This window comes from Pseudomonas sp. RT6P73 (assembly GCF_054897715.1).
The window spans coordinates 41,848-63,255 of sequence record NZ_JBUBUV010000003.1 but is presented as its reverse complement, the minus strand read 5'-3'; the positions used below and the strand labels follow the sequence as shown (position 1 = coordinate 63,255).

Sequence of the window (21,408 nt, the reverse complement as noted above, 5' to 3'; positions counted from 1 at the left end):
TTCTACTCCTGGGTTATTGGGCGCGACGGCCTGATTCGGTCACGCGAAGTACACGGTTGCCCGAGTACATGAGTCCGGTCAGGTTGACTTCTGCAGCGGATAGCGAAGAAAACAGCCGCTTTACGGCTGATCGGAAATCACCGTCAAAGGACGCACTGACGGTTACGGGAACATCGACGGACGCCTCCCAGACCAACTGCCAGCCGGCCCGAGCAGCCCACTTGCCCAGGACGTGCCGAAGCGTTGCGTCGGCCGGCGACACGATCCAGCTTTCGGCAGGGGCCGGCATGGCACGAATTACAGCGTTTTCACTCGCGAGCTTCTTAACCGGCAATGGCTTTAGATTGACGAGAGGTTCGTCCTGAAAAATGCTTGCGGAGGTTTTTTGACCAGGTGCTGACGATGTACCCGATCCGCTACCTGGCTTGGCATCGCGATCAACAGGTTTTGAACTCTGGCAGCCCGACATAAGGGTAAAAACCAGCAATGTGACAGTCAGCCTGCCTACGGATCTGAAATTCATGCAGACTTCCTCGGGTTGGATTCCAAAACTCTGATTAGCTTCTGCTGACGTGACCCCTTCGGCTCAAGAGGACGCTCTGCGTTTTGGAAGTACGAAAAGATTTTGATTACCGCGTCCTCGAACGAACCTTCGATCCGCAGATGTGGGACTGCGTAATTGAGATCCTCTGGCATCCAGTCAACTGTCCAACCCGCAGTTTTGGCCCACTGGGTCAAAGTCTCGCGGAGCGTGGAACCGTCTTTAGTCTCCCAAACTGGTAGTGGAGCCTTTACCGGCGCAGCAGCGAGCGGGAATTTGACCGGAGGCGTACCGCCTGGAACTGCCGCTGGTGGTGCCACCGGAGAAGTCAGCGATGACTTTGTCTGCGAAGCTGCAGTCGAAGGGGTGACCGGTACGCTTGATGATCCTGGGGCGACTGAAGTAGTCAGACTCGCCGTCATGTTTGGTACCGGTCCGCTAACAGCGATGTTCTGCGACGGGGAAGTCGGCGTGAATACGGCGACCTGGGAAGCCTGCGAAGGTGCGGTCGCAACAGGGGGGGCCGGCGGCGGTAGAGCACCCACTTTGATTACTGGGCGCCATTTGGCCGCGTCCACTTCGAACTCGGCCTTCCCAACCAAACGACGCATCTTGTCGCCGAGCGTAAGTTGGCCGCCATCACCCGTGACTGTTTGCTGGGATTCAGCGACTTGGCTCTGCCCAACCATGTTGTGTTGCAGAAGTGTCGAGTAGAGCATCATGCCTTTGTAGTCACGGGTCAGCCGATTGAAGTTGGCTTCAAGGATGGTCATTGCCTGAGCCGCACCTTCTTCCCAGCCCTGCTTTACCGCTTCCTGCCAGATCTTCATTTCAGCGGTATCGACTGGTCGCGCTTCCATAACAGGAAGGTCCACATTGGCCTGAGTAGGCAGTCCCACCAACAAATAATCACGCCAAGTCGGAGGTACGCTCACGAAGCGCTCATTCCGCTCTTTTTTGTAGACAACATTGGCCATTCGGATCTGGTCAGGAGCGAAGGCCGCCACATCACGCGATTCAACGATTACTGGCGGTAGCAGGCCACTGGGACTTACCAAAGGACCAAACTCGAACTGGACATCGAGGGCCCGCTCACGGCGGTGCAAGGCGCTGATTAGGTCTTGCGCCCTCGCTGCGAGGCCGCCGCGGAAACCAACTGTGCGACCACCGTCTGACAGAAGTTGCGCACGGAGGCTGTTCACGCCGGTGCTGGCTTGTGATGTTGGATTCATCAAGGCGTCAAGAGAGAGCGTTGCGCCACTGCCGGTAAGCCTTGGGTCGGAACTCATACTTCCTTCTGCGCCTACTGCAGAGGTGTGCCAAGACGCTTGAGCGAGGATGATGGCTATTGCAATGCGTTTCATCACGAACTCCGTTTAGGGCATGGGCCGGCTGTAGCGGAGAACGAGACTGGTAACGCCCTTGTCGACAGATGCTCGATACCCGATCTGGGCGCTTATTTGGGTAAGCACCGTATCGAAAGGCATATCTTTGACATCCATGTTCAACGGAAGGGGCAGTCGTGACCCGACAGATGAGAATGAGAACCCTCGGTCTTGCGCAAGGGTTTGGAGAAGGAGATAGGCATCGCCCTTCCAGGTGAAGGTAAGCGGCTGTTGCCCACTGAAAATACGAGCCGGCGTGGGGTTAGCTGGTTTGCTGAGGGCGCCGGCCTTATAAAGATCGGCTTGAGCTGCCTGGATCGTCCGGGCGGAATCTAGGATCAGCCGATCGATCTCAGTTTGAACATCAGCGGGGTTCGACTTCGTTGCGCAACCAGTTAAACCGGTTGCGAGTAGTAGAACCCCAACAGAGATACGCCACGAATCCATAATGACCCCCTAATTTTGTATTAAGGGTACTATACGGAATAAGGTTGTGCAATTCCACTTTTACGAAGGTCGGTGCCCTTTCCCTCCCCCCTTGCGCTCAGATGCCCTGAGTTCAGCCTCATAAGCTTTGCGCATGGCTTCCTGCGAGGCACTATTGAGCGTCACATTTATTTTGTATTCAGACATGACTTCAACGGCTAGCTTCCTGAATTCGTCCGTTCCTGTCAGCTCGAATCTTCCCCCGTACTTTTCTTTGGCAAATGCTAAAGCCGCAGCGATTGAGGATCGATCCGTGTCAGCGCCTGGCATCACCTGGACCGATCGCCCCTGGTCAACGAACTGATCCTGACCCCGATCATTCTGGTAATGAACGCTTCCGCTCCGGCGCACCTTGAAGGTCATGCCGACGACGTTCGTTTTCGCAACTGGATCAGCTTCACTATCGTGTCGCAACCCGTTACACCGATCGTCTTTCTCAGCATCCTGAATTTCCTTCTGCTTGCGTTTTTCGGAGTAAGCCCAGCCACGTACCTGACTGATCGCTGCGGCGTCACCGGCCGCTGCCTGCTCCTCTACCCACTCCTTCAATGTCCGTGTCTTGTTGTGTGAATCTTGGCGAAGCTCGTTTCTCTCTCGTTGAATTTCGGCCTTCAGGCGCTCCCGATCTCGTAGGGTTTCAAAAGCGATAACGCTGTACATCGCTTTTTTTGCCGCAACGCTGCCTTTCGATGCCTTGACCTTTGATCGCTGATCGCGCGCCTGCTCGGCTATTTCCGCATAGCGGCGCTTGACCTCAGCCGGGTTCAAACGCTTCGTGACGAAGCTCTTTTTATAGGCCTGATAGCGGTCGCGCAGAGCTCTACGCGCGTCAGCTCTTGCCTGCCGGCGATCCTCACGAACTTGAGGGTCGCGCTTTAATGGTTTGTGTTTATCGTATTTCGTCGACGGTTCTACCTCGACAGGACGGGGCTCCTGGAAGTCACCGAGGCGTTTTACCAGACGGGACTTTGAGAGGTCTTCGTGCAGGTCGCTGGCCTTGATGGGCGTGGTTGCGTCTGAGCCCAGGTCGTAGATGGCCAAGCCCTGCCCTTTCTCGCGCAACTCCAGATTGAACTTAGCGAGCAAGTGGTGGATGGCTTGCCAAGTAAGTGTTTCGCGCTTCAGCGCGGCAGCAATGGCGTTTCGAGGCTCATTTCGGACGTAAGTGAAGAAGCTCTCGCTGCCGTCGTATCGCTCCATCTCCGAAGCTTTACTTGGCCGCTTTCCTTTTGAATCTGGAGACTTGCTCGTCCAGTCAATGACCTTCTTTCCGTTACGCTCAAATATAGAGAAAACGCCTTCGACTTCCTGCCAGCCATTGGCAAGTTCAAGTTCGCGCATTGCACGATCGAGCTTGTAGTAGTCGCGATCTGGATAGACAGCCTTGAAGGTCTCCGGGTTAACCCGGTTTACAGCGATGTGGACGTGCGCGTTGTCGGTGTCCCGGTGCACGGCAAAAACATATTGGTGATCGCTCATGCCAACAGCTTTCAGCGCGTAGTGCGCGCTTTGGAAGGCCTCCTGATCGGTAGGGTTTTCGCCTGGTGCCCAGGAAAGCACTACGTGGTAAACCGGGTCTTTGACGCGGGCGTTCTGTGCGGCGACTGCCGCCATTTCAGCACTGGCACTTTCAAGCGTTAGACAGTTGTGTTCGCAGACCACCCCGGAGCTCGTGACTACCTGCTGTGGCCCACCCATTAATTGAAGCAGCGCTAGTCTTTCGTCTGCATCAATGTTTCCTGCATCACGTCGATTCCGTCGTTCAGCGGCGTCAGCAGCAACCGCAATGTGGGCTCGACGGGCTCTGGCTCTTTCTTGAAAGTCTCTATCAGCTTCAGGAGCTTGTCCGAGATAGCGACCTGCTGCTCTAAGATTTGCGCGAGTGCGGGCAATACTTCGTTGATGTTCACGCCCATCTATTTCACCTTCAATTGGGTTGTCAGCGTTTCGGTCAGATCGGTCATGCTTTCCTGCATCGGAGTGAGCAGTCCTTCCAACACTTCCAAGACGGATTCTGATGGCGTTTCCATCAATGACATCAACTCGTCCAGCTGCGCGCAGATGGTCGCCTGCTGTAGCGAGATTGATTCCAATAACCTTAAGAACGTCGAGGTGTCTTCTTCGGTCGCTTGTATTGAGCTCATCGGTAAATTTCTCCTGATCTTCATCCCTGTTTGTCATGTACTCAACCAGGTCCTTAAAGGATGAGTCTCCGTCGTCACGCTTCTCTGGAATCTTGGCGATCACGATTTATCACCGATACGTGCGATTGCCCGTTGTATTTCAACCAGGATCTCGGCGAATTCTTTTGACTTCACCCCTCCCCCTTCTTTGAACAAGTGCTTTTGAAGGCCACCTAAACGGCGCAATTCGTTGATGACGTGGTGCTCCACCTTGCTCCGAATAGTTCTGCCCAAACCGCAATCACGCAGGTATGCGGGGGTTGTGAGATTTGCGTCCTGGGCGCGCTCTGTGAGCGCTGCTTTCTCCTCGGGTGTCACCCTCACCATAATGAGCTCTGTTTTTTTCCGGGTTTCGCTGTCACTCATATTCAAGGTTTCGCTTTTGGGGTCTCGGGGCTTGCCCTGAGCAGGGGAGGTAGAAAGGAGGAGGGAGTGTAACGACTGGATCCCTTTCGGTTGCTAGAAAGCCATTTATGGCGGTATAGCAAACCCTACCTTGTCCCAGATTCTAAGAGCTCTTGTGTTCAACTATATAGCGCAGTGGTTGACGCAGCAACGGCAAAAGCTAGAATGCGGAAAAGCATAATCAGCAGGTGACAGGATGAAGATTGCGATCGAGACGATCGAAAACCTGCAAGAAAGCTTGAAAAGCCTTCCTGCGGTTGAGGTTAAAAAGCGTGAGGTTAGCAAGCCAGAGGCTGTGCAGATGCTTGCAACTCAAGTAGCCGAGCTGCAAGAAAAGGGCTACACCATTGAGATGATCGCGGAAATTTTTACCGCTCGTGGTTTGGAGATAAAGCCGCAAACGCTGAAAAGCTATCTCACGAGGGCGAAGGGTCTGAAGGGTCCGAAGAAACGCGGCCAAAAAGCTCCTGCAAGGACGCCTGCAAAACCTCTTGATAACAGCGGTAAAAAAGCATCTGATGAAGCAAATAAAAAGCAAGAAGGTGCAAATTCTGTCACGAACAAAACAGCAACGGACGATAGCAAGAACGGCGTCCATGTTGCTGCAACACCTTCCGGCAACAAAACGACTGCTAAAGAACCCGTCCAAAGCGGAACATTTCAACCCCGCGACGACAGTCGCGAGATTTAGGTAAAGCAAATGAACGAGCCAATTGTCGTAACTGGTGGTAGCAAAGGTGGTGTTGGTAAATCGATGGTTACCATCGCACTTATCGATACAGCTATGCACGAAAAAAAGAAGGTAATTCTGATTGAATCAGACACCTCAAATCCTGACGTGTACAAGATGTACAAAGACGAGATCGAAACCCACCTGATCGATCTTGACGTTGCAAACGGATGGATCGATATGGTCAACCTCTGCGACGCAAATAAGGATGCAATTGTCATCATCAACACCGCAGCACGTAATAACAAAGGTGTTAGCGCCTATGGCAGCACGCTGAATTCTACTCTTGAAGAGCTGAACAGAAAGCTGGTGACGTTCTGGGTGATCAATCGTCAACGAGATAGCCTTGAGTTGCTGAAAGACTATATGGATGCAATCCCTGACTCAGTTGTGCACGTAGTCCGCAACAGTTACTTCGGTGATGAAGGCAAATTTGAGCTCTATAACGGGTCAAAACTGCGAGAGTCGGTTGAAGCTGCTGGAGGCAACTCGATTACATTTCCAGACCTCGCAGATCGCGTCAGCGATGATTTGTACAGCAAGCGCTTGTCGATAGAGGCCGCAATGAAAGAGTTGCCGATCGGTAACAGGGCTGAGCTGACTCGTTGGAGAAATGAATACAAGCCAACGCTCGGGGAGTTGATCAATGTCTGATCTCGATTCTGCCTTCGCCAAGTTGCTAGGTCGGCAACCGTCAGAGAAGGAAATCGAGGCGATGTATCGTGTAAAAAACGCGCTCAACATTCGAGACAACGATTCGCTCTGGCTCATACTGATGACGTTGCAGTCCTATGACACGCTGTTTAGCAAGTATCCGGGGATGATCTCGAAGCATGCTGGGCAAGTCATGGAGGACATTCGCAGGACAGCAGCAGATGTTGCGGATGTTGAAACCAAAAAGGCACTTGGAACACTGTCGGAAGCGGTAGCTCGAACCAGTGAAGCAGTCGCGGTGAAGGCCGTGGCTGCGTCCAGGTATCAGTTCATTGGTATCACCATGCTCGCGCTGGTGGCATTTGGTGCTTTATGCACGTTTGTAGGATTCGTCCTGGGCACTGGCCGGATGCCTTTTTGGGCAGTCATTAATCCCGGCCAACACCCTTTGGCAATAATTCTGTCTACGATTGCAAGGACGCCAGCCGGATGGATCGCCGCAATTTGTGGCAGTGCTGCAGTTGCATCATCGATATGGACTGCGAGGAATGAAATTCGCCACGGAAAGCGATTGGGGCTTGTTGTTGCAGGTATCAGTCTCCTAAGCCTTTCAGCTGTATTTATACTTCCATTCGTATGACCCTCAATGCGCCTGGGAGCGTGTTAACGCTCCAGGCCATTGACGCCCGGACACGGCATTGGGTGCCATCTGATTGACTCTATAACGACCTAATCCACGTACGGCCTGGCCGACGCGACGGGGTGCGTCGCGCGCGCACCAGGACGCTCGTGTTGCACTACGTCCATGGCTTGGTCAGCTGCTCTATGCCGGCGGCGGCAACTGCTGCAGGTGATCGTGATCGAGGCCGGTGCCGATCGGCACGGCGGGTTTGGGCGACTTCCTGGGCCAGGCACTGTAGGCGGCACCGGTGGCCGTGCCCTGCCCCGCTCTTTCCCGCGGCTGATCGCGCACCTGGTGCACGTCGGTCGACGTGCCCGGGCGAGGACCTGGTCAGCTGCTCTATGCCGGCGACGCCGGCAACAGCTGCAGGTGATCGAGGCCGGTGCCGATCGGCACGGCCGGCGATCGCCGGTAAGGCATATCCAGGAGAGGGTGAGGTGTTGGCCAGCAGATCCGCACTCGATCGGCGCGGCGGTTTAGGCGACGTCCTGGGCCTGGCGCTGCAGGTGGAGCCGGTGGCCGTGCCCTGCCCTGCTCTTTCCCCCGGCTGATCGCAACTGGTGCACGTCGTTCGACACGCTCGGGCCAGCACCTGGTGAGCGGCTCGATGCCGGCGGCGCCGGCGACTACGGCAGGTGATCCTGATCGAGGCCGGTGTCGATCGGTAGGACCGGCGATCGCCGGTGACGCATATCCACGAGGGGGAGGTGTTGGCCAGGTAGAAACTGGAGACATCCTTTACGTTTTAAACCGGAGACATCGTTTACAGGTCACAGCTCGTCCGCGGGCAAGTTGCCCCATTGGTATTCCGCCAGCAGGCCATGACGGCGCAGTTCATAATCCAGGTCACTGATAATGCCGGATACAAAAAGGGCCGAAAGTAGGCCCTGGGCCATGCCGTAGTACACCGTGCGGTCGTGGCTCATTCCGTCCGGGCAATCGTTCATCAGACTTAACGTTTCAGTCAGGACCGTTTCCAGTCGCACTTTCTGGACATCCGGCGCCAAGGGCGCAAACGGGGGCTTTTCGTCGTACATGGCGCGGGCTCCTTTCAGCTCCGTGCGCCGCCTAGGCGGCTTTTTTCCCTGAACGTCAGAACAATTAGTCCAGCGTCCGAATAATGGGCGTAGATTTGGCACCCTGAATCTGGAATTCGGGCGGATCTTCGACCGTTATTTTGATCGGCTTAGCACCTCGCGGCAGTCGGTTTTTATGGCTCTTAGTCTTGAGTCGCAATGCGTATTGCTGTATGACAATCATCGGTTTTTTCCTGGATCAGTCGGTGGTGGCCGGGGCCAGATAGGCAATTAACCTGCCCAACTCTTCGGCGGCTCTCTCGGAGGTCAGGAACAGGTCTGCACCTTCGTCAGATCCATGCCCTACGGCCTGGAATGCTGACAGAGCCTGCCGGTAGTGCGAAAGTGCCTCGACCGCTTCGGCGTCCAGTGTCACAGTCATTGCCTCGCTGTTCGACCGCACAAGCGCAGCATAATCAGCTTCAACGGCCTCCAAAGCTGCGATTCCTTCGGCACTCATACCACTGCCCGAAATATGCCAAATTTCCAGCAGCGCCAAGAGCTGCGCCGTGTCGGTGGCGAAATCGTGAGCGTCTTCGTCGGAGACACCACCTTTGCCGTAATAAGAGGACACTACTGCAAGCCGATTTTTCGCCTGGTTGACGATGGTTTGTTCCAATGTGTTCATAGCGAGAGCATCCCGTTGATAGCAGTAAAAACCGTATTTCTCTACGTCCTTGGCCCCGGCTTTTTAGGGCCGGGGCTTGGGGTGCAGCGGGCGATATTTCCTTCATACGCGTTAGGCGGTGCGGTGCGCGGCTTCCATTTCCAAGGGTTTGGCTTGCTGATACAGCGCCTCGCGTTCCAGCTCGCTAATCACCTGGCCATCCAGCAGTCCTAGCAGGTAACCCTCAATACGGATCATGGCGCGGGCTACGTCGCGTTGCGTTTTAGCGGTGGAGAAGGCGGCCAACAGCCAAAGCCAGCGGTCGGACTGTACGGCATTGAGTTTCTTTTCGGCTTCATTCGTGCTCATTGGCAAATTCCCTTCACTTCTTGTCTTCAGAGATAAAGCGCAGGTAAAAGTCCGAGTCCACGTTGGCCAGCGTTTCAGCGGCTTGCCCCTGGGCACCTGGATTACGCAAACTGCTCACATTGGCCGCCTTGACCCGCACTTCGCGCACCTGATCCAGCAGCGAAAATATCACCGCATCCGGATCCCCCTCGCTGGCCGATGCCGCGTCAAGGATGATTTTCAGCTCGTTCAACTGGACCATGGTCAAAAGCAAAGGGTAGCGTGGTTCGGTCGTCGGCATGGCTGGATTCCTTTCAGTTCGTTTGAAAGTCTGTTTCGGCGTCGAGCGCTCCTCGCGCACCTGGTCGTTCATTTTGCTATTGCCATCGTGAGACGACGAGCAATTGAATAAAGTGCGCTACGTTCTGCGACAGCATCAGGTACATGTTGAAACTCGTGCCATGGCCCTAAGTATGCCTCGGATGCTGGGTGTTCTTTTGCCAAGGGAGGCCAAATGTTGCCTTGCGGTTTGACGATGGCGACAATGGTCCGCCCCTTGGCATAGAGCAGTCCCCATCTAGGGGGCAGTTCTTCTGGCTTGATCAAACCATCTGGACACAGGTAAAAGCGGTAAATCCCTACGCCGCCGGCCTCCCGCTCAGGCTTCTTACGATCTGCAAAGAAGTCTGACCTGCTTACCTTGACCTCGATCATCGCGGAGCAACTGCTCCGGAAAGCGATCACATCTGGCTGTTCGCGACTACGTGCCGAGGTCAGCTCCGTGGTCACAACGCCAAAGCCATTCTTGCGGAACCAACTCGCGCCCAGTTTCGTCAGCTTGTTGTGTTCCTCGGACGTGGCCATGCTGGTCTCCCCCTTTACGCCGTAGCGTTAGCGCCGTTTGCTGCTTCGACCCGATCATTAACCGCCGCCAAATCTGCCGACAGCTCTACTCCTGCGATCTGTAGCAACTTCGCTGCTGTGGATTTGGTCCCATCGCTGGTTTTCTGCATCTTCCCTAAAACTACACAGCGGTTTTCCCAGTTGGGTTCACCTTTCCCCACTTCCACGCCCTTGAGGCCCTGCATTACATCCCATCGAGCCCGGGTGTGGTCCACAACCTTGGCATCCCGGTCAATCGGTGCCAGATAAGGGCCAGCGAACAGTGCTTGTTTGCCGAACATGCCCAACGCTTCAAGGAATACGGCGTGGCCGATCACCATCTGTTCTCGCACCTCGACAGCGGTAATCCACCCCTCAATCATCTGGCCCCATTGTGGCAAATGATCACCGCACTCCTTGAGGAAACGGTTGATCATGCCTGCAATACCCTTCAATTTCGTATCGTCCAGCTGACTTATTGTTTTCTCACTTACCCCGGTGAGTAACGTCACAAACTTCTTGAAGGCCACCAAACTCCAGAGCTTGTAGGAGCGTTGTCCTGGTGTCGCATTCTCGAAGTCGATCCGCTTCTTGATGCTCGGCATCGCGTTAAGCAGCGTCTGTATCCATGCGTTATACGGGTTGCGATGGTCGTACAGCGCACTGATCGCGGACGAAGGTTTAACAGCTTTGCTGTTGATGTCGGCAAAGATCTGCTGCGAGCGGGCGAGTCCTTGATCGAAGTGGATTTGGACAGGCGCTGTTTCGTTTTGGAGGGATGGATCTGCTTTCAAGGCAAGTTCGATGGCAGTGCGGCGGTGCTGACCATCATTGATTAGCATCGTTGCACTCATCGGTATGTGCAAAGTCCCTAGCTGCGCGATGCCCTCCAGTGGCTCAAACGCCATGGCGATATCGACACTTGCCGTCAGCGCGGGCAACACATATTCGTAACGGTTCTCCAGCATGTAATCGCTGATAGCTTCAGCACGCTTTTTGTTCAGCGTCCGTTGGGCGCGCAGTTCGGCCGGCACCGCTTCTTCATCAAAGACAAACAGCCTAGCCAGGATCGAGTAGGGAATTTGTGCCAAATAATATTCACTGCCCGCCTGGACGCCTCGGACGGCTGGAACGGCGAAGCACGGCTCATTCCGGATCTCATCAACTGATTTCTGCGCTTCAAACCCACGCGCCCGCTTGTGGGCCTCTGTCTGCCGGCGCAGTACCTGGTCCTGATGCTCCTCGCGAACCTCTTGCTCGTAGCGCTCGCGTAGCTCCTCCAGGCTGAGACCTAACTGCTGCAGCTCGTAACCAGCATCATCAGCGCGCTTGTCTGCTTTGCCGGTGAGTTCAAACGAGAGAATTGCACGCATGAGGCGTTTGCAGGTTTCTACATGCGCTTCCATTTCGTGCATTACTATCAGCTCTTCCGCTATGTCGCCTTTGCGACGCGGCTGGTCTGAATGTACCGCGATGAACATCGGCTTACTGAACGAAGCGAGTTTGCGTTTGTTCAGCTTCTGAGCGCTTTCTCTCGCAGTATGGGATGCAGTGTGGACTGAAACTATTTGACCACGGGAGACTTGCTCATCCAAAAAGCACGCTTCGGTTGCAATCACGACGTTGTGCATGAGCTCACTCCCACCCGTACATGTATGCCGGGGCGTTGAGGGCAGCAACGTCTTGGCGAAGTGAGGTTTTTAGCACTTCAGTTTTACCCTCGTCCTGGTCGAACACCATGAGTGAATCAAGGTGTTTATTGCCGACCAACTGAACGTCTGCGACGGTGTAGTCGAGACTCGGAAAACCGCTTTGCTCACAGAAAACTTGAATCGCTCCTTTTGGCGTATAAGCCGCAACAATGTCGCAGTCACCTACCTGGAAGGCCTTTAGCCCATCTCGCTTATCATTGAAATACTTACCACGGGGCAACTGATCCCGACCACGTCGTTTGGATAGCCATTCCTGAAAGGCAACTTTGGCGACCGGAGTACCGGTACCAACCGGGGAAGCTTGAGTGTGAACATCGATGTCTTCCCTTTGCATGTCCTTTGCGGGCGACGCTTGAGCAGCGCGATAGGCTTCAGTCGAACGGCACGTTTTACAGGTCACCGGTGCGACTGCCTTGCTTGATACCAAGTTGTGGTTGTTGCGACCGCACGCGACTTGATTAGTAATCGTTGAGTAGTGAGTAACCATGGTCCATTCCTGAGTATTTTAGTTTTGACGTTCCCACCGCTGCGGGAGTAGGGCGGATCGGCTCTGTGTTGTATTGTATCTATTGTACGTAGTTACGTAAACACATACATACGTAATTACATAGATACGTATGCAAGTGTGCTTATAGCCCGACGCAGTCACGGCACGCCGTGGCTGGTGATCAAGGCTCCTCCGGCGGTCATGGGGTTGCTTCTCCCCCATGGCCGTTGGGGTCAGAGGCCGACTCGCTCCCTTCCTGGAGGGAAGGCCGGGTGGATGGGTTTGGCCGCCGCCGGCGGCCGGTGTTGGCCGTCATCCACAAATCCACGGGCTGGTTAGGGGATGGGTCAAGGGATCCCGTGCAGGCGGTGGGGTTCGTGGGTGATCGGTGCTCCTGCAGGTGCCGGCGGCGCCGGTGGCCACCGCCAGGTGGCCGTGCCCTGCCCTGCTCTTTCCCGCGGCTGATCGCGCACCTGGTGCACGTCGGTCGACGTGCCCGGGCCAGCACCTGGTCAGCTGCTCGATGCCGGCGCCGCCGGCGACTGCTGCAGGTGATCGTGATCGAGGCCGGTGCCGATCGGCACGGCCGGCGATCGCCGGTGAAGCGTATCCAGGAGAGGGTGGGGTGTTGGCCAGCAGATCCTCGCTCGATCGGCGCGGCGGGTTTGGGCGACGTCCTGGGCCTGGCGCTGCAGGTGGTGCCGGAGTCCACCGCCTGGTGGCAGTGCGTGGAGTTATCCCTAAGAAAGCCTTACCAGCTGTCAATTCCGTTAACTGTGGTTGTTGGCAGCCGACTCGCTGAATCGGCTATCGACAATCACTGATCGAATCCGAAGTGAGCCGAAAGGATGCTGCGCATTTGCTGGTACGCCTTCGGGCTACTGGTCGCCATCCGAGCGAGGCCAGTGCCCAGCCCTGCGGCCGGAAACACTACCGTCCTGGTGCGAGCAAGTACGTACAGCTCGCGCAAAGCTTGCAACACTGCCTGCACCTCATCAGGCCGATCCGAGAAGAAGGCCGATGACGCCATAGACGGCGCACGCTTGGTAGGAATGCCGAAAGCATTCGGCTCGCCTCGCACTGCTGCTTGACAGGCAGTACCACGGCGCAAAAGGTTGTCGCCGAAGACGTAGATTTTGTCCGGATTACTCCGCAGAAGCTCCACGCTCAAATGCGCTTCAACCATTGCTTTGCTAGATGCTTGAGCCGGATTTTGATTTGCTTGAGAGTGATTCAAATCGGATTCCCCCGAGGTAGTTACCATTGCTTCGCTGAGTGCCTTTCGCCGTAGCACGCCGGTTGACTGGCCGGGAAAGCGCACTGCAAGGGCAAAAGCGGAAGCCGCAGCTAAGCGAGCAGAGCGAGTCTGAACGGGTGAGCATTTTGGGCGTAGCCATTCCCTTGTTGGGTGCCCCCGGCCTGGGCTACCGTCAAGTGCAGGCGGAAGGTTCGCAGCGATGCAGGCGCACACGGCACAGCGGACTTGAACACTGCTTGATCTACGCTCTGCATCTTCATCGAAAAATCCTATGCGCGACTGACTGTGGCGTTTTCGACTGAATCTACTTAAAGATTATTCTCTTGGTCGTTTGTCTTCACGATCCAGGCGTCTCTGGCGCTCACGGCGCTCTTGTTTCATTTTCTTCCCTACCTTAGGGGCGGCTGCCATTGTTTCCGTGAGGGCTTGGTCGCGCTTTTGATTGAATTGAATACGCTCTTTGAGCAATGTCAGAAGGTCGGGGCTTACGTGCAAACCATCTATGGCGTTGTCCAAGGTTACAAGACTCATTGCGGCGCCCTTGGGCCAGATATTTTCTATGAACTCGTCAACGGTTCGGCATTGCATTGCCATCTGATATGAGGAATACCCAAGCGAATGCGCGAGCATGTGTTTGGTCGCTGTAAGCGTCAACTCGCCACCATTTTCCTGCCCAAGCTTTTTAAGCTTTTTAGCCAACCGTCGAAAACGGTCTACTGACAGGCCTGTACATTGACTGACCAGGAGAACTTGGTCGCTGAGTCGATCCTCACGAAGAACGTGGTCGTCCTCTGGTGCCCAACTGCTCAAGTTGTTTGCAGCCAGAAAACCAGCTAGGTGTTCACCGAGATGGTGTGCAACATGCCGAGCAGTTATCTGCTTCGCAGGTTCTTGAGGTGGGACTTCAATGTACTCAACCACTATCACGTTCTCCTGCTCGATTCTGGAGGCTGGGGCTTGGGGTGCCGCTGAGCGACTTTTGCTGCTCATCCGGCTTGAGGTGGGATGACCTGAAACGCTTTGCCTTTGCTCCAGGTGCAGGCGCTTTTGATCAAGGTCAGCATTTGTTCATCTGTCATGCTGGCCGATAGCGTGACAACGCCTTGCCCCACTGCGAAACGCTGCTCCAGCACTGCCGTAATGTTGATTTCTTCGTAGTCAGATTCTACGGTCGATTTACCATCCCCCCCTTTGGGGTAAAGCTGTTCTAGCTGCGACTTGTCCTGGGTGATAGTCACAAAACGCGGCGGCGGAAACTTGCTGAGTGACAGGGCCGCTGCTTCCGCGAATATGTCTGTAGTACCGCGCACTACGGAAACGGTGCCGTTCATACGGCGCATAATCTCATCCTGATGCGCCTGCGAGTTGGCTTGAGCGAATTCGTCAGAATCTGCCGCGCTTAAGATGGTGGCGATTACACCGTGCTTACGACCTTCGGCGCGGGCCAGTTCGAACAGCTCCAGTTCGGCGGGGGTAAGCATGGCAAAAATGCGGCCATCCAATGCCAACGCCGATTCGATGTTCAACGTGTTGTTCATAATCGGTTCCTTGTTTTCGTGGGCGTGAAAAATGGTGTTTTTTCACTGGCTTAGCCCCGACTGGCGGGGCTGGTGGTGGAGCTATTTTTCCTTCAGCGGGGCTGCTTCAATCCGTAGTGCCGCTGGGTGCGTTCATCTTCTGTTCGCAGGTCCACGATATCTATGCCAAATGGAGGTGGGCCGTAGAAGACCACCAGGGCGTCTCGAAGCGCGATTGATGGAATCCCATAGCCACAGTCGGAATGTTGCTCCACCATCCCATCGTCATGTACAAGGCGCCATTCGTAGGTGGCATTCTCGGGATCACCGAACACTTCGGCAGTCACGCCAGAACTCAGATCAAGCTTGATGGTCTCCAATGTAGCCACGTCCGGGGTAAACCTCAGACTAAGTGCATTGCGGGGCTTCATGCGCGTTCACTCCTTCGATGTGTATGGCTTGGGCGTTGCTCGATCGGCGCGACCGGGTTTTTACCTCATCACTTCTTGAGCTTCGGTCGCGTCAAGGTCAACCACAACCCAACATTTGGCCCCGTTGTACTCATCGCCACCCTCGGCGACAAAGACATGGCCATCCTCATCTACAGCATAAGCCCCAGGGCGTTCGTGTATCGCATCCCGCAAGCAGTTTTTCCACCCGTACACCTGACCGTCCCAAACTAATACCACGCCGCCACGGCGATCCTGGTTGCCTGCTCGCCATTTAACAACGGTTGCATTTAGCGCATCGATTAGCCGACTCATAGACGACTCCTTTTTTGTTTCAGTGTGTTTGTGGACGGGCTCGCGTGACAAGGATTATGCCCCCCCTCCTCTTCGCTGTCCTGCCCCTCCCGATCTCGTATATCACCGACAATGTTGCCGCTCAAACATTAACGTACGTACGTACATACCTAAATACTTATGGCACTCTCGTAGGCGTCCAAGTCCAGAACAGCTCTGACCGCCTGCGTCCTGCGAGTTTCAAGCTGATAACGCATGTCAGGCCTTGATGTCTGAATCGCGCTAATTTTCTTCAACCGCGAGCGAAGCCAGTTTGCATCTGACGTGAATTGAGCCCCTGGGTTGTTCTTGCCTAACGCTTCGAGTTTTAAAGAGAGATCAGGCGTTAGCTTCACGCGACCAAGGATGTGAAAATCATGATGCCAAAGAGTTGAGCAATCAGCGGCTGTCATCGCCTCCAGGTTTGACGGGATTCCTGCTGCGAATTTGCTTGAGGCAAAGATCTCAGTTGCCTTTTCAAGCATACGGCCAGCACTCAAGACGCCCTTCTGCAGCGGAACGATCACTCGAACTCCCCGTGCAATCCAACCAGTGATCTGCATCGCATGCTCATGCCATAAACCTAGCGTGGCAGCTTGGTCACCGACCACGTCGGGCGCAACGATGGACAAATTGGAGGGAAAGTCTGTTTGGTTGATCAACGCGTCGTAGGTGAAAAACACCCTATCCCACTGCATGGATTCTCTTTTTTGAAACGCCGTGAAAGCACCTGAGTCCACGAACACCTTTCCCCCTCGATCGAGATACTTCGGCAAAGCCAGAAACACCTGCGCATTGGTCAAAAGATTCGCAACTACCCCTACAGGCACGCCAGCCTGGATAGCCGCCCGGAGGTCAGATGCGGAGCTCATGCCCGAATGAAATGCGTGCTTCCACGGGTTCTGCATGGGTGTATTTCTCTTTTCGACAATGCACGGGCCTACATAATGCAATAGTTACGCACGTACGTACATACGTAATTACGCAACAATAGAAATTCTTTTACGACCCTCCTCCCCCGCTTCCCTTCGCGTTTCTCTTGCACGTATATTGCCGACAAACCCGCGCAGACATGGCGCACATACATAAGCAAGTAATTACGTAAGTACACATGCTAGGAATGCCTCTTTAGCTTTTTTGGTCAAGGGTCGGCCCGGAAGCCGCACGCGGCGCACAGCCTGCTTGCAGGCGAGCACCGAACGGGTGAGGATTGAAGCGCAGCGCCCCTTTACCAAGTGGCTGGTGATCAAGGCTCCCCCGGCGGTCATGGGGTTGCTCCTCCCCCATGGCCGTTGGGGTCAGAGGCCGACTCGCTCCCTTCCTGGAGGGAAGGGCGGGGGGATGGGTTTGGCCGCCGCCGGCGGCCGGTGTTGGCCGTCATCCACAAATCCACGGGCTGTGTTAGGGGATGGGCCAGGGGATCCCCGTGCAGGCGGTGGGGTTCGTGGGTGATCGGTGCTCCTGCAGGTTGCCGGCGGCGCCGGTGGCCACCGCCAGGTGGCCGTGCCCTGCCCTGCTCTTTCCCGCGGCTGATCGCGCACCTGGTGCACGTCGGTCGACGTGCCCGGGCCAGGACCTGGTCAGCTGCTCGATGCCGGCGACGCCGGCGACTGCTGCAGGTGATCGTGATCGAGGCCGGTGCCGATCGCCGGTAAGGCATATCCAGGAGAGGGTGAGGTGTTGGCCAGCAGATCCGCGCTCGATCGGCGCGGCGGGGTTTGGGCGACGTCCTGAGCCAGGCGCTGCGTGAGACGCCGGCGGCGCTAATAGTCGGAAGGCAGGGCGATAATAAGTACGTATATCACCGACATCTACGATCCGAAGGGCAAAACACGTTGAGGAATCACATTAGCTGGATGCTCACCTTGAGAAATCCTGCGAATGACTTCAACCAACTCCAGAGGCCCCAGCTGCTCCTGGCTGCCTAGATCCCAAAAAAACTGCGCAGCCTTCACCAGAAGTACCGGATCCATCCCTTCGTTGCTGACCACCATATGTACTTACCTCCTTGCGTACCTATGTACGTAATTACATAGGTACGCAAACCATTATTAAGCGGCGTGCCTGCTAACGCTGATTGCCATTGCGATGGGGCGAACCCAGATAGGCATATTGCTGAGCACAAAGGTTTCGCCTGTCGCCGCCAGAAGCAGTGTCGTGCCCATAACATCGGCAATGGCCTTAGCGGCCTTGGGCGGCACAGCATTACCTATGCGCTGACGCCAATCGCTGTCGTTCGAGCCATAGAGTTCAAAAAGCTCCATTTCATGGCGCCGTTTGATTTCGAGAGCATCTAAAGGGTCAGCAGACCAGTGATCCTCAGGGTCAAAAAAAGACTGTAATGCAGCAAGCTCAAGGGTTGTGAAAGGCCGATGCCAGGTGTTGTCCAACGATCGAATAATACAAGTTAAGCGCTCGTTTGGCTCTGGCAGACGTGGATCTGCCACTGAAAAACGGCCGTTATCATGTCGAGCACTAGCTGAAACAACCGATGCTGGCTGATCGTATCTTACAACCCCATAGTGCCCACCTGTAAGGTAGGGATCACCCTTCTTTTTTGCCATCCCAGGACGTGGATCTGCAATCGCGAAGCGTCCCTGACCTGGGGACTGTTGGCCGGGTATCGTCCCGCAGCTGTCCATCCAGTGATGCACGCCGAATTGCTGCCCATGATTCCATCGAGCCGATTGAGCTACACGAGGATCAGCAATCGAGAAGGCACCGTTAGTCGGCCCTGCGCGGCCGGTAATGGTTCCGCTGCTGTCTCCCCATTGATGAACCCCAAGATAACCACTGCGGTACTCAGGAATGATGACCAGGTCGCGCAAATACCCGTCCTCGATCGCGTATTCATTCAAACTGCGCCAATCACCGCCGGCCTTGACCAACGCCAGGCGAACCCAGGTCTGCCATTGCAGCGAAGGCACTCGGTGCATGGGGCCTGCTGCTTCAACATCACCAGCCAAAGGCATACGGCTCAGGACATCACCGATGGGCCGGAGGCTGTGCTTCGGTGGCTCATAGATGAAGGCTGGTACCTTTTCGGTGTGTCGCGCGATTAGCAAGAACCGCTTTCGGCTGGCAGCCAGGTTTCCGATTTCACCGCAGTCATGAGCTGTTTCCGAGAAGGCATAGCCGAACAATGACAACAGCTTGCCAATCTGATCCAGCAGATGTCTCCCCCTCGTTTTGAGACGCGGAACGTTTTCAAAGAGGATGAGAGGTACCGGGTCATCCTTCCACGCTTCCAACATCAGCCAAATACAGCGCAAGGTGAGTTCATTCAGGGCTTGGTATCGCGGTGTGCCGGCCATTGACTCTGGCAACAGGCCAGTAGCGCCTTTACAGGGGCTACTAATGAAGCAGGCATGTGGAGTGACGTTCTGTGCAGCGCGCCGAATATCATCTGGGGTGGCTTCCTTCCAGCCAACTGGAGGCTCTTTCCCATGGAACCTGGTGTACTGATCCCGGGTGAAAAGATCCATCTGTGTACCTTTCACACCCGTAAGCTTTTCAAAGTCCTGCAGGCCATCAAGATCGACGTCTACACCGCCGAGGCAGATCCAGTCACCAACCAGGTTGCCAACCCGAGGATTGGACATGTTAAAGCCTTTGGCCCCGGCTCCAGATCCACAGCACATATGAAAGTGGTGAAGGGGGTAGCGTATGGTCGCTTGTGCAGTCATGTATTGCGCTCCTAGACGGGGAATGTGTCGGAAGAAGCCAGGTAGCCGCCTGGCTTTCACCGTAAATACCTACGTACGTAATTACGTACTTTTACAAAGCATTTTGTAGATACCGCCCTGCAATGCGCTCGGACAGCTGGTGATCGCGGCTGCGAGACGCCATACAGGCAGCTCCGAGAGCCTCCACAATGGCAGCTCGCGAATTTCGTTAAGTGACATCTTGGCAAGATCAACGCGGGGTTGCGGCATCGTCGTTTCCTCAATGACATTTGAGCCTGCGGAATAGCAGGTGATTGAACTATATTGCAGTTACGTGCGTACGTAAATACGTATGTACGTAATTACAGAAATATTTGCACTGGTCAAGGGTCGGCCCGGAAGCCGCACGCGGCGCGCAGCCTGCCTGCAGGCGAGCACCGAACGGGTGAGGACTGAAGCGTAGCGGTCCCTTTACCAGGTGGCTGGTGATCAAGGCTCCACCGGCGGTCATGGGGTTGCTTCTCCCCATGGCCGTTGGGGTCAGAGGCCGACTCGCTCCCTTCCTGGAGGGAAGGGCGGGGGGATGGGTTTGGCCGCCGCCGGCGGCCGGTGTTAGCCGTCATCCACAAATCCACGGGCTGTGTTAGGGGATGGGTCAGGGGATCCCCGTGCAGGCGGTGGGGTTCGTGGGTGATCGGTGCTCCTGCAGGTGCCGGCGGCGCCGCTGGCCACCGCCAGGTGGCCGTGCCTTGCCCTGCTCTTTCCCGCGGCTGATCGCGCACCTGGTGCACGTCGGTCGACGCGCCCGGGCCAGCACCTGGTCAGCTGCTCGATGCCGGCGGCGCCGGCAACAGCTGCAGGTGATCGAGGCCGGTGCCGATCGGCACGGCTGTTGATCGCTAGTAAGGCATATCTAGGAGAAGGGGGAGGCGTTGGTCAGCAGATCCGCGCGGAGCGTGCCGAGCGCTTTGTCAGGAGGCGGGGGAGGGGAGGGCCTACTTAGGGCAGAACTACGTATATCACCGACAAATGCAAACAAAAAAGCCGCCCCGAAGGCGGCTTGCGTACTTACGTAAATACGTAGTTACTTGCGTAATTTGTCTTGCTTAGTAAACCAGGCTTCCAGCGCTTCGTCGATGATGTCCGACTCATTGACTTTTTTACCTTCGCTCTTGGATCGAGCAAATGCCTCATCTGCCAGACGCTCATTGAACGTCTTACGGATCCGGATCGTTTTGTTCTGCTTCTCATTGACATTGGTTGGCACCGGGGTAGCTACCCGGGCCGACGCTGCAGCAGCAGATGGCTCAACAGCGCCTTCGGCGCCGCCCGATCGGAACTCTTCGAGGGAAGGTTTGCTTTTCATTGCGTGATCTCTTCATAGAACGCTTTCATTTCCGCAATTGCTTGCGGGTCTTTCGCCAGTTCTTCTACGGTCCGGCCTTCGCCAATCGAGCGGCGGAATACGACGCGCTCGCACACACGAGCGGATAATGCGCTGAGGTTGTTTTCCTGGAGCCATTTCAGCATGTCTTTGGCATCTTTAGTGCGCGGATCCACGCGGGCCAACAGGACCTTTACAACAAGATTGGGGTTGTAGTCCTTCGCAATGTCCACCACCTCGAGCAAATCTGTCATTGCAGCTGCATCAAGGTCTGAGGCGCCTACTGGAATAATCGCCACATCAGCAAGCAGGAGGGCGTTACGAAGACCGGGCGCATCGCGACCACCAGCATCGACCACTGTGTTCTTATAGTTGGTGACCAGGTGTTTGCCTTCGTCGTAGATGGCTTTACCACGCAAGCAAATAGTGACCGGCATAGGCAAACCTTCAGCCTCCTTGCAATCACGACGCCAGGCGGCCCAGGTCGCAGCACTTTCCTGGGGGTCGCCGTCGATGAGTAGCGTTGGCCCTTTGGTTGCCAGATGGCATGCCAAGTGAATGCTATTTGTAGACTTGCCAACACCGCCCTTGGTGTTTACTACTGCATACGTTGTCATTGTGCCC

At 55.5% G+C, this 21,408-nt stretch carries 25 protein-coding genes; 3 read left to right on the top strand and 22 right to left on the bottom strand.

Annotated elements, in window-relative coordinates; genetic code table 11:
• Window positions 1–13 precede the first annotated feature (13 nt).
• Genes ACYZT6_RS31390 through mobA form a run of 5 tightly spaced genes read right to left on the bottom strand, consistent with a single transcriptional unit; the run spans window position 14 to window position 4,961 of the window.
• Entirely contained in the window at window positions 14–523 is a 510-nt protein-coding gene (locus ACYZT6_RS31390; protein ID WP_462030101.1) for a toxin co-regulated pilus biosynthesis Q family protein, read from the bottom strand.
• Window positions 520–1,905 (bottom strand): type IV secretory system conjugative DNA transfer family protein, encoded by a 1,386-nt coding sequence (locus tag ACYZT6_RS31385; protein ID WP_462030100.1) that lies wholly within the window; start codon window positions 1,903–1,905, stop codon window positions 520–522. The genes ACYZT6_RS31390 and ACYZT6_RS31385 overlap by 4 nt, the downstream gene beginning before the upstream one ends.
• Before the next feature lie 12 nt (window positions 1,906–1,917).
• Entirely contained in the window at window positions 1,918–2,373 is a 456-nt protein-coding gene (locus ACYZT6_RS31380) for a DotD/TraH family lipoprotein (RefSeq protein WP_462030099.1), read from the bottom strand.
• 60 nt (window positions 2,374–2,433) lie between these two features.
• Window positions 2,434–4,659 carry a TraI/MobA(P) family conjugative relaxase gene (gene traI / locus ACYZT6_RS31375; RefSeq protein WP_462030098.1) on the bottom strand — a complete coding sequence of 742 codons (2,226 nt, stop codon included), beginning with the start codon at window positions 4,657–4,659 and terminating at the stop codon, window positions 2,434–2,436.
• Entirely contained in the window at window positions 4,656–4,961 is a 306-nt protein-coding gene (mobA, locus tag ACYZT6_RS31370; RefSeq protein ID WP_462030097.1) for a plasmid mobilization protein MobA, read from the bottom strand. The genes traI and mobA overlap by 4 nt, the downstream gene beginning before the upstream one ends.
• A gap of 235 nt (window positions 4,962–5,196) precedes the next feature.
• Between mobA and ACYZT6_RS31365 the strand changes: the two genes are divergently transcribed.
• The 3 genes from ACYZT6_RS31365 to ACYZT6_RS31355 are packed head-to-tail and all read left to right on the top strand — an operon-like array spanning window position 5,197 to window position 7,024.
• A complete protein-coding gene (locus ACYZT6_RS31365) occupies window positions 5,197–5,691 on the top strand; it encodes a hypothetical protein (protein ID WP_462030096.1) in 495 nt (164 codons plus the stop codon).
• A gap of 9 nt (window positions 5,692–5,700) precedes the next feature.
• A complete protein-coding gene (locus ACYZT6_RS31360) occupies window positions 5,701–6,384 on the top strand; it encodes a nucleotide-binding protein (RefSeq protein ID WP_462030095.1) in 684 nt (227 codons plus the stop codon).
• The gene (locus tag ACYZT6_RS31355) at window positions 6,377–7,024 is read left to right on the top strand and encodes a hypothetical protein (RefSeq protein WP_462030094.1); all 648 of its coding nucleotides are present in this window, start codon (window positions 6,377–6,379) and stop codon (window positions 7,022–7,024) included. Before ACYZT6_RS31360 ends, ACYZT6_RS31355 begins: the two co-directional genes overlap by 8 nt.
• Window positions 7,025–7,836: 812 nt before the next feature.
• Here ACYZT6_RS31355 and ACYZT6_RS31350 read toward each other — a convergent pair.
• The 17 genes from ACYZT6_RS31350 to ACYZT6_RS31270 form a co-directional block, all read right to left on the bottom strand.
• A complete protein-coding gene (locus tag ACYZT6_RS31350; protein WP_462030093.1) occupies window positions 7,837–8,103 on the bottom strand; it encodes a hypothetical protein in 267 nt (88 codons plus the stop codon).
• A 238-nt stretch (window positions 8,104–8,341) separates the two neighbouring features.
• Window positions 8,342–8,770 (bottom strand): hypothetical protein, encoded by a 429-nt coding sequence (locus ACYZT6_RS31345; RefSeq protein ID WP_462030092.1) that lies wholly within the window; start codon window positions 8,768–8,770, stop codon window positions 8,342–8,344.
• Between the two features lie 111 nt (window positions 8,771–8,881).
• Window positions 8,882–9,118 carry a hypothetical protein gene (locus ACYZT6_RS31340; RefSeq protein ID WP_462030091.1) on the bottom strand — a complete coding sequence of 79 codons (237 nt, stop codon included), beginning with the start codon at window positions 9,116–9,118 and terminating at the stop codon, window positions 8,882–8,884.
• A 13-nt stretch (window positions 9,119–9,131) separates the two neighbouring features.
• Entirely contained in the window at window positions 9,132–9,470 is a 339-nt protein-coding gene (locus tag ACYZT6_RS31335; RefSeq protein WP_462030090.1) for a hypothetical protein, read from the bottom strand.
• Window positions 9,467–9,961: a hypothetical protein gene (locus ACYZT6_RS31330; protein ID WP_462030088.1), complete on the bottom strand. Its 495-nt coding sequence runs from the start codon at window positions 9,959–9,961 to the stop codon at window positions 9,467–9,469. The genes ACYZT6_RS31335 and ACYZT6_RS31330 overlap by 4 nt, the downstream gene beginning before the upstream one ends.
• Before the next feature lie 14 nt (window positions 9,962–9,975).
• The gene (locus ACYZT6_RS31325; protein ID WP_462030087.1) at window positions 9,976–11,610 is read right to left on the bottom strand and encodes a DNA sulfur modification protein DndB; all 1,635 of its coding nucleotides are present in this window, start codon (window positions 11,608–11,610) and stop codon (window positions 9,976–9,978) included.
• Window positions 11,611–11,614: 4 nt separating this feature from the next.
• A complete protein-coding gene (locus ACYZT6_RS31320) occupies window positions 11,615–12,178 on the bottom strand; it encodes a hypothetical protein (protein WP_462030086.1) in 564 nt (187 codons plus the stop codon).
• Window positions 12,179–12,995: 817 nt separating this feature from the next.
• Window positions 12,996–13,415 (bottom strand): DUF7831 domain-containing protein, encoded by a 420-nt coding sequence (locus ACYZT6_RS31315; protein ID WP_462030085.1) that lies wholly within the window; start codon window positions 13,413–13,415, stop codon window positions 12,996–12,998.
• 336 nt (window positions 13,416–13,751) lie between these two features.
• Window positions 13,752–14,357 carry a hypothetical protein gene (locus ACYZT6_RS31310; protein WP_462030084.1) on the bottom strand — a complete coding sequence of 202 codons (606 nt, stop codon included), beginning with the start codon at window positions 14,355–14,357 and terminating at the stop codon, window positions 13,752–13,754.
• 65 nt (window positions 14,358–14,422) lie between these two features.
• Entirely contained in the window at window positions 14,423–14,974 is a 552-nt protein-coding gene (locus tag ACYZT6_RS31305) for a hypothetical protein (RefSeq protein ID WP_462030083.1), read from the bottom strand.
• A 92-nt stretch (window positions 14,975–15,066) separates the two neighbouring features.
• A complete protein-coding gene (locus ACYZT6_RS31300) occupies window positions 15,067–15,384 on the bottom strand; it encodes a hypothetical protein (protein WP_462030082.1) in 318 nt (105 codons plus the stop codon).
• Between the two features lie 60 nt (window positions 15,385–15,444).
• Window positions 15,445–15,717, bottom strand: a complete 273-nt coding sequence (locus ACYZT6_RS31295) for an antirestriction protein ArdR (RefSeq protein ID WP_462030081.1) — start codon at window positions 15,715–15,717, stop codon at window positions 15,445–15,447.
• A gap of 149 nt (window positions 15,718–15,866) precedes the next feature.
• Window positions 15,867–16,643, bottom strand: a complete 777-nt coding sequence (locus ACYZT6_RS31290) for a hypothetical protein (protein WP_462030080.1) — start codon at window positions 16,641–16,643, stop codon at window positions 15,867–15,869.
• A 903-nt stretch (window positions 16,644–17,546) separates the two neighbouring features.
• Window positions 17,547–17,729, bottom strand: a complete 183-nt coding sequence (locus tag ACYZT6_RS31285) for a hypothetical protein (protein ID WP_462030079.1) — start codon at window positions 17,727–17,729, stop codon at window positions 17,547–17,549.
• A gap of 57 nt (window positions 17,730–17,786) precedes the next feature.
• Window positions 17,787–19,421, bottom strand: a complete 1,635-nt coding sequence (locus ACYZT6_RS31280) for a DNA cytosine methyltransferase (RefSeq protein ID WP_462030078.1) — start codon at window positions 19,419–19,421, stop codon at window positions 17,787–17,789.
• A 1,063-nt stretch (window positions 19,422–20,484) separates the two neighbouring features.
• Window positions 20,485–20,766, bottom strand: coding sequence for a hypothetical protein (locus ACYZT6_RS31275; protein WP_307402472.1), 282 nt, complete (start codon window positions 20,764–20,766; stop codon window positions 20,485–20,487).
• Complete coding sequence (locus tag ACYZT6_RS31270) at window positions 20,763–21,401, bottom strand: nucleotide-binding protein (protein WP_462030077.1); 639 nt, start codon at window positions 21,399–21,401, stop codon at window positions 20,763–20,765. Before ACYZT6_RS31270 ends, ACYZT6_RS31275 begins: the two co-directional genes overlap by 4 nt.
• Window positions 21,402–21,408: the final 7 nt, after the last annotated feature.

What these genes read in the sequence shown, in the direction of transcription:
- ACYZT6_RS31340 (WP_462030091.1), bottom strand. Translation starts at nt 9,118, where the DNA reads ATGAGCACGAATGAAGCCGAAAAGAAACTCAATGCCGTACAGTCCGAC.
- ACYZT6_RS31290 (WP_462030080.1), bottom strand. Translation starts at nt 16,643, where the DNA reads ATGCAGAACCCGTGGAAGCACGCATTTCATTCGGGCATGAGCTCCGCA.
- ACYZT6_RS31325 (WP_462030087.1), bottom strand. Translation starts at nt 11,610, where the DNA reads ATGCACAACGTCGTGATTGCAACCGAAGCGTGCTTTTTGGATGAGCAA.
- ACYZT6_RS31385 (WP_462030100.1), bottom strand. Translation starts at nt 1,905, where the DNA reads ATGAAACGCATTGCAATAGCCATCATCCTCGCTCAAGCGTCTTGGCAC.
- ACYZT6_RS31330 (WP_462030088.1), bottom strand. Translation starts at nt 9,961, where the DNA reads ATGGCCACGTCCGAGGAACACAACAAGCTGACGAAACTGGGCGCGAGT.
- ACYZT6_RS31345 (WP_462030092.1), bottom strand. Translation starts at nt 8,770, where the DNA reads ATGAACACATTGGAACAAACCATCGTCAACCAGGCGAAAAATCGGCTT.
- mobA (WP_462030097.1), bottom strand. Translation starts at nt 4,961, where the DNA reads ATGAGTGACAGCGAAACCCGGAAAAAAACAGAGCTCATTATGGTGAGG.
- ACYZT6_RS31335 (WP_462030090.1), bottom strand. Translation starts at nt 9,470, where the DNA reads ATGAACGACCAGGTGCGCGAGGAGCGCTCGACGCCGAAACAGACTTTC.
- ACYZT6_RS31275 (WP_307402472.1), bottom strand. Translation starts at nt 20,766, where the DNA reads ATGAAAAGCAAACCTTCCCTCGAAGAGTTCCGATCGGGCGGCGCCGAA.
- ACYZT6_RS31320 (WP_462030086.1), bottom strand. Translation starts at nt 12,178, where the DNA reads ATGGTTACTCACTACTCAACGATTACTAATCAAGTCGCGTGCGGTCGC.
- ACYZT6_RS31295 (WP_462030081.1), bottom strand. Translation starts at nt 15,717, where the DNA reads ATGAGTCGGCTAATCGATGCGCTAAATGCAACCGTTGTTAAATGGCGA.
- ACYZT6_RS31280 (WP_462030078.1), bottom strand. Translation starts at nt 19,421, where the DNA reads ATGACTGCACAAGCGACCATACGCTACCCCCTTCACCACTTTCATATG.
- ACYZT6_RS31300 (WP_462030082.1), bottom strand. Translation starts at nt 15,384, where the DNA reads ATGAAGCCCCGCAATGCACTTAGTCTGAGGTTTACCCCGGACGTGGCT.
- ACYZT6_RS31285 (WP_462030079.1), bottom strand. Translation starts at nt 17,729, where the DNA reads ATGGTGGTCAGCAACGAAGGGATGGATCCGGTACTTCTGGTGAAGGCT.
- ACYZT6_RS31380 (WP_462030099.1), bottom strand. Translation starts at nt 2,373, where the DNA reads ATGGATTCGTGGCGTATCTCTGTTGGGGTTCTACTACTCGCAACCGGT.
- ACYZT6_RS31355 (WP_462030094.1), top strand. Translation starts at nt 6,377, where the DNA reads ATGTCTGATCTCGATTCTGCCTTCGCCAAGTTGCTAGGTCGGCAACCG.
- ACYZT6_RS31305 (WP_462030083.1), bottom strand. Translation starts at nt 14,974, where the DNA reads ATGAACAACACGTTGAACATCGAATCGGCGTTGGCATTGGATGGCCGC.
- ACYZT6_RS31350 (WP_462030093.1), bottom strand. Translation starts at nt 8,103, where the DNA reads ATGTACGACGAAAAGCCCCCGTTTGCGCCCTTGGCGCCGGATGTCCAG.
- ACYZT6_RS31270 (WP_462030077.1), bottom strand. Translation starts at nt 21,401, where the DNA reads ATGACAACGTATGCAGTAGTAAACACCAAGGGCGGTGTTGGCAAGTCT.
- ACYZT6_RS31365 (WP_462030096.1), top strand. Translation starts at nt 5,197, where the DNA reads ATGAAGATTGCGATCGAGACGATCGAAAACCTGCAAGAAAGCTTGAAA.
- ACYZT6_RS31360 (WP_462030095.1), top strand. Translation starts at nt 5,701, where the DNA reads ATGAACGAGCCAATTGTCGTAACTGGTGGTAGCAAAGGTGGTGTTGGT.
- ACYZT6_RS31390 (WP_462030101.1), bottom strand. Translation starts at nt 523, where the DNA reads ATGAATTTCAGATCCGTAGGCAGGCTGACTGTCACATTGCTGGTTTTT.